At 70.5% G+C, this 13779-nt stretch carries 10 protein-coding genes and 1 pseudogene; 3 read left to right on the forward strand and 8 right to left on the reverse strand.

All coding sequences use genetic code 11. The features are described 5' to 3' along the window. Positions 1-228 (reverse strand): annotated as a pseudogene (locus GT354_RS07510) (hypothetical protein); the annotation flags it as partial. A 314-nt stretch (positions 229-542) separates the two neighbouring features. Here GT354_RS07510 and GT354_RS07515 point away from each other — a divergent pair. After that, positions 543-1454 (forward strand): ATP-binding cassette domain-containing protein, encoded by a 912-nt coding sequence (locus GT354_RS07515; protein WP_161355468.1) that lies wholly within the window; start codon positions 543-545, stop codon positions 1452-1454. Positions 1455-1481: 27 nt separating this feature from the next. Beyond that, positions 1482-2207: a hypothetical protein gene (locus GT354_RS07520; protein ID WP_161355469.1), complete on the forward strand. Its 726-nt coding sequence runs from the start codon at positions 1482-1484 to the stop codon at positions 2205-2207. Between the two features lie 49 nt (positions 2208-2256). Here the strand turns inward: GT354_RS07520 and dnaB are convergent, their stop codons facing one another. Continuing rightward, entirely contained in the window at positions 2257-4848 is a 2592-nt protein-coding gene (gene dnaB, locus GT354_RS07525) for a replicative DNA helicase (protein ID WP_161355470.1), read from the reverse strand. Positions 4849-5373: 525 nt separating this feature from the next. Here dnaB and GT354_RS07530 point away from each other — a divergent pair. Next, positions 5374-6666 carry an MATE family efflux transporter gene (locus GT354_RS07530; RefSeq protein ID WP_346011908.1) on the forward strand — a complete coding sequence of 431 codons (1293 nt, stop codon included), beginning with the start codon at positions 5374-5376 and terminating at the stop codon, positions 6664-6666. 104 nt (positions 6667-6770) lie between these two features. Here the strand turns inward: GT354_RS07530 and GT354_RS07535 are convergent, their stop codons facing one another. The 6 genes from GT354_RS07535 to GT354_RS07560 form a co-directional block, all read right to left on the reverse strand. After that, on the reverse strand, positions 6771-9110 hold the full coding sequence (locus GT354_RS07535; RefSeq protein ID WP_161355472.1) for a heavy metal translocating P-type ATPase: 2340 nt from the start codon (positions 9108-9110) through the stop codon (positions 6771-6773). Between the two features lie 157 nt (positions 9111-9267). Continuing rightward, on the reverse strand, positions 9268-9477 hold the full coding sequence (locus GT354_RS07540) for a heavy-metal-associated domain-containing protein (protein WP_161355473.1): 210 nt from the start codon (positions 9475-9477) through the stop codon (positions 9268-9270). Between the two features lie 149 nt (positions 9478-9626). Next, positions 9627-10619, reverse strand: a complete 993-nt coding sequence (locus tag GT354_RS07545) for a hypothetical protein (protein WP_202511607.1) — start codon at positions 10617-10619, stop codon at positions 9627-9629. After that, complete coding sequence (locus GT354_RS07550) at positions 10616-11728, reverse strand: hypothetical protein (protein ID WP_161355474.1); 1113 nt, start codon at positions 11726-11728, stop codon at positions 10616-10618. The genes GT354_RS07545 and GT354_RS07550 overlap by 4 nt, the downstream gene beginning before the upstream one ends. Next, complete coding sequence (locus tag GT354_RS07555; RefSeq protein ID WP_161355475.1) at positions 11725-12180, reverse strand: DUF4188 domain-containing protein; 456 nt, start codon at positions 12178-12180, stop codon at positions 11725-11727. The genes GT354_RS07550 and GT354_RS07555 overlap by 4 nt, the downstream gene beginning before the upstream one ends. After that, complete coding sequence (locus GT354_RS07560) at positions 12177-13718, reverse strand: phenylacetate--CoA ligase family protein (protein ID WP_161355476.1); 1542 nt, start codon at positions 13716-13718, stop codon at positions 12177-12179. Before GT354_RS07560 ends, GT354_RS07555 begins: the two co-directional genes overlap by 4 nt. Positions 13719-13779: the final 61 nt, after the last annotated feature.

Genomic DNA, 13779 nt, shown 5'->3' on the forward strand with positions numbered 1-13779 from the left:
GATCTCGACACCGGACCAGCGCCCGGCGAGCCGGCGCGAACTCCGGGCGAGCAGCCGGGTGGCGTGGACGGCGGGCGGCAGGGCGAGGAGGCCGAGCCCGGCCGGAACGACGCTGATCGCGGTCGCGGTGACAGTGAAGAGCGCCATCTGCGGAACCGCGTATCCGGCGAGTACCAGCCCGCGCAGCGGTGCGGTGGCCTTGGTGCTCGGCGTCCCGGCGGTGTCCATGATCGCGTTTCCCCTCGTCGTCTCGATCGCGTGGTCGCTCGACCTCGTGACCACGAGTCTGCTCTCGCGGGACGGGCGAAACACTGCACCGAACCCCCGACTCGGGGTGGGTCTGGCCCCACCCTTCGGCCGGCGATACGACGGTGCGCGTGGGCGGCGAAATCGGTCGGCCCGCGTCGGGGCGGGCCGGGCGAACCACCGTCGCCTCTGCCGAAAGTCGCAGCCCACCCGTGGCGTTCGGCCGATGTCGGCCCCGGGGCCCGCCTCCTACGTTCGTGTCCACGACAGGAAGACACAGGAAGAGGGGGTGCCCGATGATCACGCTGGACCGGCTGACCAAGCGCCACGGCGAACACACCGCTGTCGACGACCTGACCCTGAGCATCGAAGGCGGCCAGGTCACCGGCTTCCTGGGACCCAACGGGGCCGGGAAGTCGACCACGATGCGGATGATCCTGGGCCTGGACCGGCCGACCTCGGGCCACGCGCTGATCGGCGGCCTACCGTACGCACGACTGCGCCGCCCCCTGCGCGAGATCGGCGCGCTGCTGGACGCCAAGGCGGTACACCCGGGTCGAAGCGCGCGGGCCCACCTGCGGGCACTCGCGCGCACCCACGACCTCCCCGCCCGCCGGGTGGACGAGGTCTTGGACCAGGTCGGCCTCACCGATGTCGCGCAGCGCCGCGCGGGAACCTTCTCGCTGGGCATGAGCCAACGACTGGGCGTCGCGTCGGCGCTGATCGGCGACCCGCGCGCGCTCGTCCTCGACGAGCCGGTCAACGGCCTGGACCCGGACGGCGTGCGGTGGATCCGCGAACTGATCCGCTCGCTCGCCGCCGAGGGCCGCGCGGTGTTCGTATCGAGCCACCTGATGAGCGAGATGGAGCAGACCGCCGACCGGCTCGTCGTGCTCGGCAAGGGCCGGCTGATCGCCAACGCTCCGGTGGCCGAGTTGCTCGGCGCGGCCTCGACGGCGGGCGTCGTGGTGCGCAGCCCCGACTCGGTGGGCCTGGGCCTGGTGGCGCAACACGCGCTCGCCGACGGCGCGCGGGTGATCGCGACCGACGGCGACTCGCTCACGATCGCGGGTGCGTCGATCGAGGAGATCGGGCGGATCGCGCACGGCGTCGGCGTCCTGTTGCACGAGCTGAGCCCGCGTCAGGCGTCGTTGGAGCAGGCGTACTTGGAGCTGACGGCGGACTCGGTCGAGTACGCGGCCGGGTGAACGATGGCCATTCGAAAGGGGTTTGACGTGTCGATCGCGCTGCGCGGTTCGATGGGGTCGGAGTGGATCAAGCTGTGGTCGGTGCGGTCCACCTGGTGGGCACTGGCGAGCGCGCTGGTCCTGATGAGTGGTTGCTCGGCGGTGATGGGCATCGACTTCGCCCACGACGTCAGGACGGGAGAGACCAAGGACGGCCTGACCATGGCGATCGGCGAGCCCGCGACGAGCTCGGTGCTGCTCGCGCAGTTCGCGATCGTCGCGTTGGCGATGGCGGTGGTCACCGCCGAATTCGCGTCCGGAGCCATGCGGGTCACGCTCACCGCCGATCCGAACCGGGCTCGGGTGCTGTTCGCCAAGACCGCGGTGGTGGTCGCGGTGACCACGCCGCTCGCGCTGGTGCTCGCGGTGTGCGGGGTCGTCATGGGCCGCGTGTCCCTGGGCTCGTACGGGATCACCACGGCCTCCGAGGTCGCCGGCGACATCGCGGCGATCACGGTCTACCTGGTGCTGACCGCGATCCTGACCGTGGGTGTGGGCGCGGTCCTGCGCAGCCCGGTCTCCACGCTGAGCGCGGTCCTGACGTTGATGCTCGCGCTGCCGATGCTGATCCAGGCGACGGCCGCCGACTACCTGCCCGGCACCGCCGGCCTGAACCTGCTCGACGGCGACGCCGCCGCCACCGCCGTGCTCGCCGCATGGGCCCTGGCAGCCCAACTCGCCGGCTGGACAGCCCTACGCCGCCGCGACATCTGACCACCCGCCCGGGACGGCCGAAAACGCCTGCCGGTTCAAGGTCACGACATCAGCTCTGCGCCATGTCCACGAAACGCGAGTAGTGCCCCTGGAACGCGACCGTGATCGTCGCGGTCGGGCCGTTGCGGTGCTTGGCCACGATCAGGTCGGCCTCGCCCGCGCGGGGGGACTCCTTCTCGTACGCATCCTCACGATGCAACAGGATGACCATGTCCGCGTCCTGTTCGATGGATCCACTTTCGCGAAGGTCCGAAACCATCGGTTTCTTGTCCGTTCGCTGCTCCGGACCACGGTTGAGCTGGGACATCGCAACGACCGGGACCTCGAGTTCCTTCGCGAGGAGCTTGAGGTTTCGCGACATCTCGGAGACTTCCTGCTGACGGTTCTCGGCTCGGCGGGAGCCGCCTGCCTGCATCAGCTGGAGATAGTCGATGATCACGAGTCGCAGATCGTGCTTCTGCTTGAGCCGGCGGCACTTGGCCCGGATCTCCATCATCGACAGGTTGGGTGAGTCGTCGATGTACATCGGCGCCGCCGTGACCTCACCCATCTTGCGGGACAACCGCGTCCAGTCGTCATCGGTCATGCTCCCGGAGCGCATGTGGTGCAATGCGACCCGAGCCTCCGCCGACAACAACCGCATCATGATCTCGTTGCGGCCCATCTCCAGCGAGAAAATCACACTGGCAAGACCGTTTTTGATCGAACAGGCGCGTGCAATGTCCAGGCCGAGGGTCGAGTTGTGGGTGGGGATCCAGGACCGGCCGGCCAGATAGAGATGGTTCTCGTTGTCCACCTCCACGCATCGCACCGGCACCGAGTCGACGCGCCGCACCGCGCTGATATGGCGCAGCCGGGTGGTCGGATGGTCCGGGGCGCTCTGGCGGGCGATCTTGCGCGTCAGCCGGAAGACCTTGTCCGCCGGCGTGAAGTCCACCTGGTAGCAGACCGACGATTCGGCGCTACGGCCCTCGACCTGCTTCGTGCGCATCGTCGCGCGATACCCGAGCCCGAGGACGAGTTCGAGCGCGCCCTCGGCGAGCCTGCGGTTGGTCACCGCGAACTGCACGGTTCCGCTCGGGCTCACGTGGCCGTCGGTGTCGAGCAGCCCGGCGAGGAGATCGCGCCGCTGTTGTTCGGATGCCCGCAGGTAACTCTGCGGGATGTGCTTGTCGTTCAGTACGCCGAGCGTGCGCAGGATGGCGGGGACGGTACCGTGCCGATCGCGACAGGCTTGGCAGCGCACCGGACCACTCGACGGACGACCGCAATCGGGGCACACGGGCGCGGCGACCGGCGCCGAAACCGCCTTCGCCTTGCCACCGCAGGACTTTCCGCACGAGCGCACCCGAGAGGTGCGCGGGACGAACGGTTTCCCGCACACGACGCAGGCGCGCTCCGCGACGGCCGTCGGCTCGGGGAGGCGCAGGTTGTACAGCAGGTGGCTCGAACCCGGGAGGACTCGGATGCCCTCGCGCTCGATGTGGTCGACTATCTCGGAGTCGGCCGTGGTGAACCGGCTTCCGGCGCTGTTCCCGTCACCCAACCACGCGCCCAATACGTACGGCGGCAGCAACAGGTCGCGTTCCGGGAACCGGGCGGGGGCGGCAACCCTGACGGCGTGGTTCGACCGATGGTCGGCCGTCTCGCACACCAGCGTGGCCGCGATCTCCTCGGTGGTGCGCACCGTCCCGGCGAACGACGACCCGTCCGTGCGGTCGCGGGCCGCCCGGCGCTCGGCGTGGGTCTCGGTCACCCATTGGTGCCGGCCGTCCGCGACGATCACCGCACCGTCCGAGAACTCGACCTCGTAGCACGGGCGATCGATCAACACCTCGGTCGCCGCCACGACGCGGGTGGGTGCTCCGTCGGCTCCGACGAGCAGATCACCGACCCGCACCTCGCCCATGGTGGTCCAGCCGCTCGGTGTCGGCAGGGGGGTGTCGAGAGCCAGTGCCTTGCCCATGGCCGGTCGTGCGGCGATGACGATCATCTGGCCCGAGTGGAGGCCGTTGGTGAGGGAGTCCAGGTCGGAGAAGCCGGTGGGGATACCGGACATCTGGCCGCCGCGGGAGCCGATCGCCTCGATTTCGTCGAGGGCGCCCTCCATGATGTCGGCCAGGGGGGCGTAGTCCTCGGTGGTGCGCTGCTCGGTGACCTTGTAGACCTCGGCCTGGGCGTTGTTGACGATGTCGTCGACCTCGCCGTCGGCCGCGTAGCCCATCTGCACGATGCGGGTGCCGGCCTCGACGAGGCGGCGCAGGACGGCCTGTTCACGCACGATGCGCGCGTAGTACTCGGCGTTGGCCGCGGTGGGCACCGACGAGATCAGGGTGTGCAGGTACGGGGCACCGCCCACGCGGCCGATCTCGGTGCGCTTGGTCAGCTCGGCCGCGACGGTGACCGCGTCGGCGGGTTCGCCCCGCGCGTACAGGTCCAGGATCGCGTTGTAGACCAGTTCGTGGGCCGGGCGGTAGAAGTCGATCGGCTTGAGGTTTTCGACCACGTCGGCGATGGCGTCCTTGGACAACATCATGCCGCCGAGAACCGACTGTTCGGCCGCGATGTCCTGCGGCGGGGTTCGCTCGAAGCCTTCGCGGGACGGTTCGGGTGGGGCCTCTTCGAACTCGGAGACGCTCATGCCCGGGTCTCCCTTCACAAAGGCTCGCGCGAATTCGCACCGTTGACTTCGCCGTGAACGCGCCGTGTCCTTCATACGCCACACGGCCGACAGATTTACCGCACGACGCGGCGTGCGGCCCTTCACCGTACGGGTGGACCAACAGACCTCCAACACGGTCATACACAGGCCCTGTGGATAACTGTGGACAACCTGTGGAGGAAGCCGCCTCCAGCTGTGTACAAGCTGTGCGCAGCCACCCGTCAACGCTTCGCAATCATGTCCACATATGGCCTCTGACCTGCGAAGTCTCTATCCACCGGCTGTGTATGTGAAAAACTGTTGGGCGAATCATGCGGCTATCGCCCCACGTGTGCACCCGCGTACGCCCCGCGCTCGCCGGTAAGGGACAGGACAGCATTGTGACCCTTACCTGTGGATGACTACGGTGGACGCGTGCCGTCCTCCGTCCCCGCGAAGCCGCCCTCCACGCCGCGCCGTACCCCCGCGCCGGCCCCGAACGGGCGTCGCGCCCAGGATCGCGACATCCTGCGCCTGGCGATCCCCGCGTTCTTCGCCCTCGTCGCCGAGCCGCTGTTCGTGCTCGTCGACTCGGCGATCGTCGGCCGCCTGGGCACGCCGCAACTGGCCGGTCTGGGCGTGGCCGGCGCGATGCTGACCACGCTGGTCAACCTGTGCGTCTTCCTCGCGTACGCCACCACCGCGGCGGTGGCGCGACTGCTCGGCGCGGGGGACGTGCGGGCCGCGATCCGACAGGGCATGGACGGCGTGTGGCTGGCCGCGCTGCTCGGTGTGCTGCTGCTCGGTGTGGGCGTGCTGGGCGCGCCGTGGATCGTCGCCGCGTTCGGCGCGTCCGACACCGCGGCGCCGCACGCGCAGACCTACCTGCGGATCGGCTCGCTGGGGATCCCGGCGATGTTGATCGTGCTGGCCGCCACCGGCATTCTCCGCGGCCTCCAGGACACCCGGACGCCGCTGGTGGTCGCCGTGCTCGGGTTCGGCGCCAACCTGGTGCTCAACGTCGTGTTCGTCTATGGCCTCCACTGGGGCATCGCCGGTTCCGCGTGGGGCACGGTGATCGCGCAGAACGCGATGGCCTTCGCCTATCTCGCCACCGTCGTGCGCGGCGCCCGCCGCCAGGGCGCGTCACTGCGGCCCGACCTGCCCGGCATCCGGGCCTCGGCGAGCGCGGGCGCGCCGCTGTTCGTCCGTACGGTGAGCCTGCGCGCGATCTTGATCGCGGCGACCGTGGCCGCCACCCACATGGGCGACACCTCGATCGCGACGCATCAGGTCGCGTGGCAGATCTGGACGTTCCTGGCGTTCGCGATGGACGCCCTCGCCATCGCCGCGCAGGCGATCGTCGGCCGCGCGCTCGGCGCCGGCGACGCGGCGGGGGCCCGTACGGCCACCCGCCGGATGCTCGTGTGGGGGGTGTGGACCGGAGTGCTCTTCGCGGTCGTGGTGATCGCCGCGCGGCCCCTGTACATCCCGTTGTTCACGTCCGACTCCGCCGTACGACACCTGCTGGCCGGCACCCTGATCGCGGTCGCCGTGCTCCAGCCGCTCGCCGGCGCGGTGTTCGTCCTCGACGGCGTGCTGATCGGGGCCGGCGACGGCCGCTACCTCGCCCTGACCATGCCGATCGTGCTCGCCGGGTTCTGCGCGGTGCTGGGCACCGTACTGGCCCTGGGCGGCGGCCTGATCGCCCTGTGGTGGTGGGCGATCGGCACCTTCATGCTGATCCGCGTCGTGCTCCTGGGCCTGCGCGCGTACGGTGACGCGTGGCTGGTGACGGGCGGGCGTCGACGCTCGTGAGCGCCGAGTCGAGGGGCCCGAAACCATCGTTTCGGGCCCCTCGACTCCAAGACGGTTCTCCGGTCGACACGGAAACCTTCCATCGACCGGTCGAGCCTTGGTCCTCAGTGCGCGGCCAGTTCGCGCGGCTTGGGCTCCGTCGCCGTCGCGTCGGTGATCGGCGCGGCCGACGCCACCGAGGCGAAGCGGCGCAGGCGCAGCGAGTTGCCGACCACGAAGACCGACGAGAAGGCCATCGCCGCACCGGCGATCATCGGGTTGAGCAGACCGGCCACCGCGAGCGGGATCGCCGCGACGTTGTAGCCGAAGGCCCAGAACAGGTTCGACTTGATCGTGCGCAGCGTCGACCGCGACAGCCGAATCGCGTCCACCGCCGCCGTCAGATCGCCACGCACCAGGGTCAGGTCGGCCGCCTCGATCGCGGCGTCGGTCCCCGTACCCATCGCCAACCCCAGGTCGGCGACCGCGAGCGCGGCGGCGTCGTTGACCCCGTCGCCCACCATCGCCACGACCCGTCCCCGGGCCTGCAACGCCTTGACCGCGTCGACCTTGCCCTGCGGCAGCACACCCGCGATGACCTCGTCGATGCCGACCTTGGCCGCCACCGCCCGCGCCGCCCGCTCGTTGTCCCCGGTCAACAGCACCGGTGTGAGCCCGAGCCCGCGCAGTCCGGCGATGGCCTGTGCCGACGTGGCCTTGATCGTGTCCGACGTGACCAGCACGCCACGCACCTGTCCGTCCCACGCGACCGCGATCGCGGTACGGCCCGCGCCCTCCGCGTCGTCGAGCGCGGCGAGCAGTTCGGCCGGGAGGTCCAACGCCCAGTCGGCGAGCAGCGACGGCCGCCCGGCGACGACCGCGTGGCCTTCGACGATGCCCTCCACGCCCAGTCCCTCGCGGTTGGTGAAGCTTTCCACCGCGGGCAGCGGGCCGAAGCGCTCCTGCGCCGCGGCGGCGATCGCCTTGGCGATCGGGTGTTCACTGGCGTGTTCCAGCGCGCCGGCGATGCGCAGCAGTTCGGCGGCGTCACCGCCGTCGACCGCGACGGTGGCGGCGAGCGACATCCGGCCCGTGGTCACCGTGCCGGTCTTGTCCAGCACGACGGTGTCCACGCGACGGGTGGATTCGAGCACCTCGGGGCCCTTGATCAGCACACCGAGCTGCGCGCCGCGACCGGTACCGACCAGCAACGCGACGGGCGTGGCCAGCCCCAGGGCGCACGGGCAGGCGATGACCAGGACGGACACCGCGGCGGTGAACGCCGTCTCGACACCGGAGCCCGCGCCGATCCAGAACCCGAGGGTGGCGACCGCGAGCGCGATCACGACCGGCACGAACACGCCCGACACCCGGTCGGCGAGGCGTTGCACCTCGGCCTTGCCGGTCTGCGCGTCGGAGACCAGCCGGGCCATCTGCGCGAGCTGGGTGTCGGAGCCGACCCGGGTCGCGCGCACCACCAGGCGACCGCCCGCGTTCAGCGTCGCCCCGGTGACCTCGTCGCCCGGGCCGACCTCCACCGGTACCGACTCGCCGGTGAGCATCGAGGCGTCCACGGCGGAGGAACCCTCGGTGACCACGCCGTCGGTGGCGATCTTCTCGCCGGGCCGGACCACGAACCGGGTGCCCACGCTCAGCTGCCCGACCGGGACGCGCTCCTCGCGCCCGTCCTCGCGCAGCACCGACACGTCGCGCACGCCCAGTTCGAGCAGGGCCTTGAGGGCGGCCCCGGCCTTGCGCTTGGACTTGGCCTCGAAGTAACGACCGGCGAGCAGGAACATGATCACCCCGGAGGCGGCCTCCAGGTAGATCTCCGCGTGTCCGCCGGTGCCGGCGGTGAACGAGAACTCCATCTTCATGCCGGGCTCGCCCGCGCCGCCGACGAACAGGGCGTACAGCGACCAGCCGAACGCCGCCAGCGTGCCCAGCGACACGAGCGTGTCCATCGTCGCGGTGCCGTGCCGGACGTTCTTGGCGGCGACCCGGTGGAACGGCCACCCGCCCCACACCACGACCGGCGCGGCGAGCATGAGCACGGCCCACTGCCAAAAGCGGAACTGAAGAGCGGGGATCATCGACAGCGCGATCACCGGGATGGTCAGCACGGTGCTGAACACGAGCCGCTCCCGCAGCGACCGCAGCGCGCCGTCGGGTTCGTCGGGCGGTTCCTCCGCCGGATCGGGCCCGGCGTCCGTCTTCTCGTGGATCGGCTTCGCGGTGTATCCCGCGGCCTCGACGGCCGCGACCAGTTCGTCGGTGTCGATACCGGCCGGGTGGTGCACCGTGGCCTTCTCCAGGGCGAAGTTCACCGTCGCCCGCACACCGTCGAGCTTGTTCAGTTTGCGTTCGATGCGGTTGGCGCACGAGGAGCACGTCATGCCCCCGAGTTCGAGTTCGATTCGGGTTGACGCGTCCGTGGCCGCGGCCTGCGGGGTGTCGGCGCTCATGTCTGCTCCTCGGGGTACGCCCCGAGTATCCCTACCGGGTAGGGGTACCGAGACGTCAGGGGTGCGGATCGGGGAAAACCGGCGAAGGGGACAGCCGGAGAAGGGGACAGCCGACGAAGGGCCGTCCCGCCGGTCGAACCGGCAGGACGGCCGAGGCTCACGCCTCGACGACCTGGTAGCCGGCCTCGACGACCGCCGCGCGCACCGCGTCGGCGCTCACCGGCTGCGCCGAGGTCACGGTCACCAGGCCGGAGGCGAGTTCGACCTTGACGTCGGTCACGCCCGCCACCTCGGAGACCTCCTCGGTGACGGAGGACACGCAGTGGCCGCAGGTCATCCCGCTGACGGTGAAGGTGGCGGTGCTCATGACAGTGGTCCTCTCGTCGTCACTGGGGTCGCGCTCGGCCCCACAACGACGAATTTATACCCCTAGGGGGTATCAGGCAAGCCACCGAGCCGACTCGTCGAAAGAAAGCCGACCCCACCCCGCTCGACCACCGGCCGCCCCGATCCCGCTCAGTCCGACCTGCGCACCGACCGTACGGGCTCGTGCACCGGCCGCCCCACCCGGAACACCGCGAGCGGCCGCGCCCCCACCATGCCCGCCAACCGCTGCGCGGTCAGGTCGCAGTCGATCACCTGACTCAACGGATGGGTCGCGTATCCGTGGCGGGCCAACGTCGACCAACACCGAAACAGCCCACGCCCGTGCTCCAACACCTCCGCCGCCGAAGGCACAGCCGACCCCGCACCCGCACCCGCCGTCAACACCACCACCGTCCCGTCGTAACGCAGCACCCCACGCGACGAAGCCGCCAACGCCCGCGCCAACCCCACCGGCCGCAACACCCGATACGCCGCCGGCCGCAACACCGCGTCCAACACCCGCCCCTCGACCCGGGACAGCCCCAGCGCCTCCCCGGTCAGCCCGTCCGCCCGCAGTCCCCGATCCCCGCGCAGCCGCAGCCACTGCCGCAACTCGGCCACGACCTCGCCGTCGCCGAACAACCACCGATCGGCCTGATCCAGCAACGGCGCGACCGCCCGCGTCCCCCCACGCCACAACCCGCCCACCCCACCGAGCGCCGCCGCGGCCCCCGCGAACACCTCCGCCGGCAGTTCCCCCGGCACATACGCCCCGCGCGCACTGCGCCGCCCCCGCAGATCCGCCGCCGTGAACGCCGTGGGGTAACACGCGCCCGTCGGCACGAACCGCACCACCACCCGCCGCTCGACGTCCCACACCGGCTCGACCCGCAACGGCACCCCCAACGCCGCGGACGCGATCAGATACGCCTCCACGAACGCCCCGAGCCCCAGGAACAGATCCCGCCGGGTCGGATCCCCCACCGGAAGTTCCCGCTCGGCATGCCACCCCAGCTCGTACTCCCCGGTGCCCACCGGGCGCACCCTCCAGGGCTGAGTGTTGTGCGCGCTCGGCGCCCGACCGGCCAGCCGCAGCAGCGCGTCGCCCTCGGCCCGCGCGTCCCGGATCCGCTCGGCACTCACGAGCGTTTCCCCACCGCTCGGGCGTAGAACGTGTGCCCGTGCAGTTCCCGCCCGCCGATCCGGCGATACTGCGCCGCCGACGCCTTGTTGCCGTCCTCGACCCACGTACTGCGCAGCGCGTGGTAGCCGCCGGCCCGCAGGGCCCGATACTGCTCGCGTGCGAGCAACGTGAGATAGCCCCGCCCCTGGGCATGCGGCACCGTCCCCTTGATGATCAACACCGCCTCGCGCCGATATCGGCTCCGGCCGGCGAGCAGCCGAAGCTGATTGCCCACGTGCAGGTCGCCGCCGATCCGGATGAGGAAGTCCGAGACGTCCGGCACCGCGAGGGTGAACGCGATCGGCTCGCCCGCCCGTTCCAGCCACAGCAGCAACGACTCGTCCAGCAGATGCGCGAGCCCGTCCGTCTGCGCGCGCAGTTCGTCGAGCTCGATCGGCGTGTAGTAGCCCAGTCGGGTGAAGCTCGCGTTGAGCATCCGGTGCAGGATCGGCAGTTGCTCGGCCAGGCGCCGCCGCGACCCGCGCCTGATCACCAACCGTTCGGCCGCGATCCGCGCGTCGTCGAAGACGTAGGTCGCGTCCGGATCGTCGGTGCGCTCGTCCAGGTTCGGGCAGATCCACGTCGATGCCGAGAACCGCCGTGCGAAGCCCGCGCGTTCGTACGTCTCCGGGTAGCGCGCGGGGTTCCACGCCGAATCCACGAAGCCGCGCTCCGCGAATCCCGACGTGATCACCCCGCCGGTCTGGTTCGGCAGCAACGCGACCGGCCCGAACAGCCGTTGGCGCCCCGCCGCCGCGGCCCGGCGGTGCATCAGATCCACCAGCGTCTCGAACACCGCGACGTCGTCGGCGAACTCGGTGAGCCCGAACAACTGGTGGCGCCCGTTCAGCTTCGCGTCGAACCGATCGTCGGTGTGCAGGCAGGTCCGGCCCACCGCCCGCCCCGCCCCGTCGCGCACGACGTACAACTCGACCCCGGCCCGCGACCACCGTCGAATCTGTCCCCGAAGCACGGGCACGTAGCGCTCCTTCGGGTGCAGCCGCAGCGGCAGGGCGCAGAAGTCGCGCAGCCCGCGCCGGGACGTCACCCGCTCCACGGTGAGCGTCACGACTTCGCCTTCCGGTGCACGCGGGCCCCGGCGCGCTCGTCCCCGATCGGGGTGAACTCCTCGATGTGCGCCATCGTGTCGTCCTCGGCCCGCCAGGCACCGTTGCTGTAGCCGCCCGGCTGCGCGTCGAAGAGCCGGATGAAGCCGGCCGTGCCGTTTCTGTCGCCGTGGTCGGTCATCCAGCACATCAGGTCGCGGTGCGCCTTCGAGCGGGCGAAGCGCAGCAGCGCGTCGCGGTCCGCGAACACCGCGATCGTGCCGAGCGTGAACGGCCCCTGACGGTAGACCTTGTGCCAGCGGTAGCCGTCCATGCGCTTCATCGTCCGCACCATCGCCAGCCACGGGCGCGCGAGCGAGATCAGCGAGCGCAGACCGCTGTAGCGGGTGGCCCCGATGAACATCGCCTCGCCTCGCGCCTGCGGCGGCGCCGCCGAGAAGTCGGTGGTCCTCATCGCCGCCCCTCCACCAGGTAGACGTTCTTGATCTTCGTGGTGCCCCGCAGGAACGGCCCGGTCGCGAAGTCGTGCACGAGCACCCGCACGTCGGCCGCCGTCGGATCCTCCACGAGCGACTGCGCGAAGTCGCGGCTCACCCGGGCGAGATGCCGCACCACACCCTCGCGGCACACCCGGGCGAGCTTTTCCCGATCCGCGTCGTCGAGCGAACTGCCGTCCCTGAGCTGGAGGTTGACCACCGGCCTGCTTTCGAGATCGGCGTATTCGTCCACGGTCAGGCAGAACCCCTCCAGGTCCGCCGCCATCGGGTTGTCCTGGTACAGGCCGTACTCGACGTCCTGTGGATAGATGTTGGCGCCCATGTACGAGACCGTGCTGTCCTTGCGCCCGAACAACAGCAGCAGCGGCAACCGCATCCCCTCGGCCCGCGCGGCCGCCTCCCACTCGGCCCATGCGGCGGCATCCGGCCGGATCATCTCCTCGACCCGATCGAAGGTCAGCAGCCGGCCCTCGTCGCCGATGTTGTAGCGCAGCTTGGGGCTCATCACCGCGGTCGAGTTGATCGTGCAGACCACCTCGTCCTCGGCATTGGTCTCCAGGTAGGTCTCCAGCGGGTTGTACTGGAACACCATCGGCACCCGGCCCTCGTCCGGCCCCAGTACGAGCGTGCGCAGCCGTTCGTCGGTCAGCAGTCGCTTGCGCAGCCACACCGTCGCGTCGCTCTCGCCGGCCATCCCGATCGTCAGGTCGGAGGCCCCGTAGCCGGAGCGCACCTTGACGAAGCGCTCCTCCAGGTAGTCGCGCAGCGCCTCGGTCATCCCCTCCCCGCCGACGAATCCGTACATCGTGTGCCGGTCCCAGTCGAAACCGTCCGCGTCGAGACGATCGCGCAGGTGCTTGAGGAACGGCGGGTAGGCGGTCACCAGGTAGGTGAAGCGCGGCCCGAAGTGCCGCAGCGTGTCCACGATCTTGTCCAGGTCGGGGCCGGTGTTCTTGACCATCGCCACCCTGGCCATCGCGATCCCGGTGTTGGTGCCGGTCGCCCACGCGCCCATCGAGTACGCGTTGATCACGAACAGCTTCCGGCGCGGGAAGACCAGCGACGTGTAGCCCGCGACGTTGCGGTGCACGGACTTGAGCTCGCGCCGCGACCGCAGCCAGTTGTGCGGGGTGCCCGAGGAGCCCGACGACTCGTCCACGACCGTGCCCGCGACCTGCAACTCGCCGAGCCAACAGCGGGTGTCCTCGGGATACGCCTTGACGTAGTTCTCCTTGGACGTCTCCGGATACGACCCGAGGTCGAACCAGCGAAAACGCCACCGGTGCCGGCGCAGGAAGTCCCGGTAGGCGGGCACGTCCAAGGCCGCGAACTGACACGTCATCCACGCGTGTCGGCGGGCGAACGTGTGCATCCACGGCCGGTAGTGGGTCGCGGTCCATCGCCACACGGCCGGGTGGACGCGATAGAGCTGGTACAGGCCCGTCAGCGCGAAGCCGGCGACGCGCAGCAACCACTGTCGGATGAATCTCGCCATGACCGTCTGCCCCTCAGTCCCGCCGGCCCACCCGGCGCGTGACTCCAGACTGCGGCCGAGC

The sequence above is a fragment of the Streptomyces sp. SID3343 genome (assembly GCF_009865215.1).
In the GTDB taxonomy this organism is placed as follows: domain Bacteria; phylum Actinomycetota; class Actinomycetes; order Streptomycetales; family Streptomycetaceae; genus Embleya.

Coding starts and splice junctions, on each gene's coding strand:
- GT354_RS07515 (WP_161355468.1), top strand. CDS start 543: ATGATCACGCTGGACCGGCTGACCAAGCGCCACGGCGAACACACCGCT.
- dnaB (WP_161355470.1), bottom strand. CDS start 4,848: ATGAGCGTCTCCGAGTTCGAAGAGGCCCCACCCGAACCGTCCCGCGAA.
- GT354_RS07535 (WP_161355472.1), bottom strand. CDS start 9,110: ATGAGCGCCGACACCCCGCAGGCCGCGGCCACGGACGCGTCAACCCGA.
- GT354_RS07540 (WP_161355473.1), bottom strand. CDS start 9,477: ATGAGCACCGCCACCTTCACCGTCAGCGGGATGACCTGCGGCCACTGC.
- GT354_RS07555 (WP_161355475.1), bottom strand. CDS start 12,180: ATGAGGACCACCGACTTCTCGGCGGCGCCGCCGCAGGCGCGAGGCGAG.
- GT354_RS07560 (WP_161355476.1), bottom strand. CDS start 13,718: ATGGCGAGATTCATCCGACAGTGGTTGCTGCGCGTCGCCGGCTTCGCG.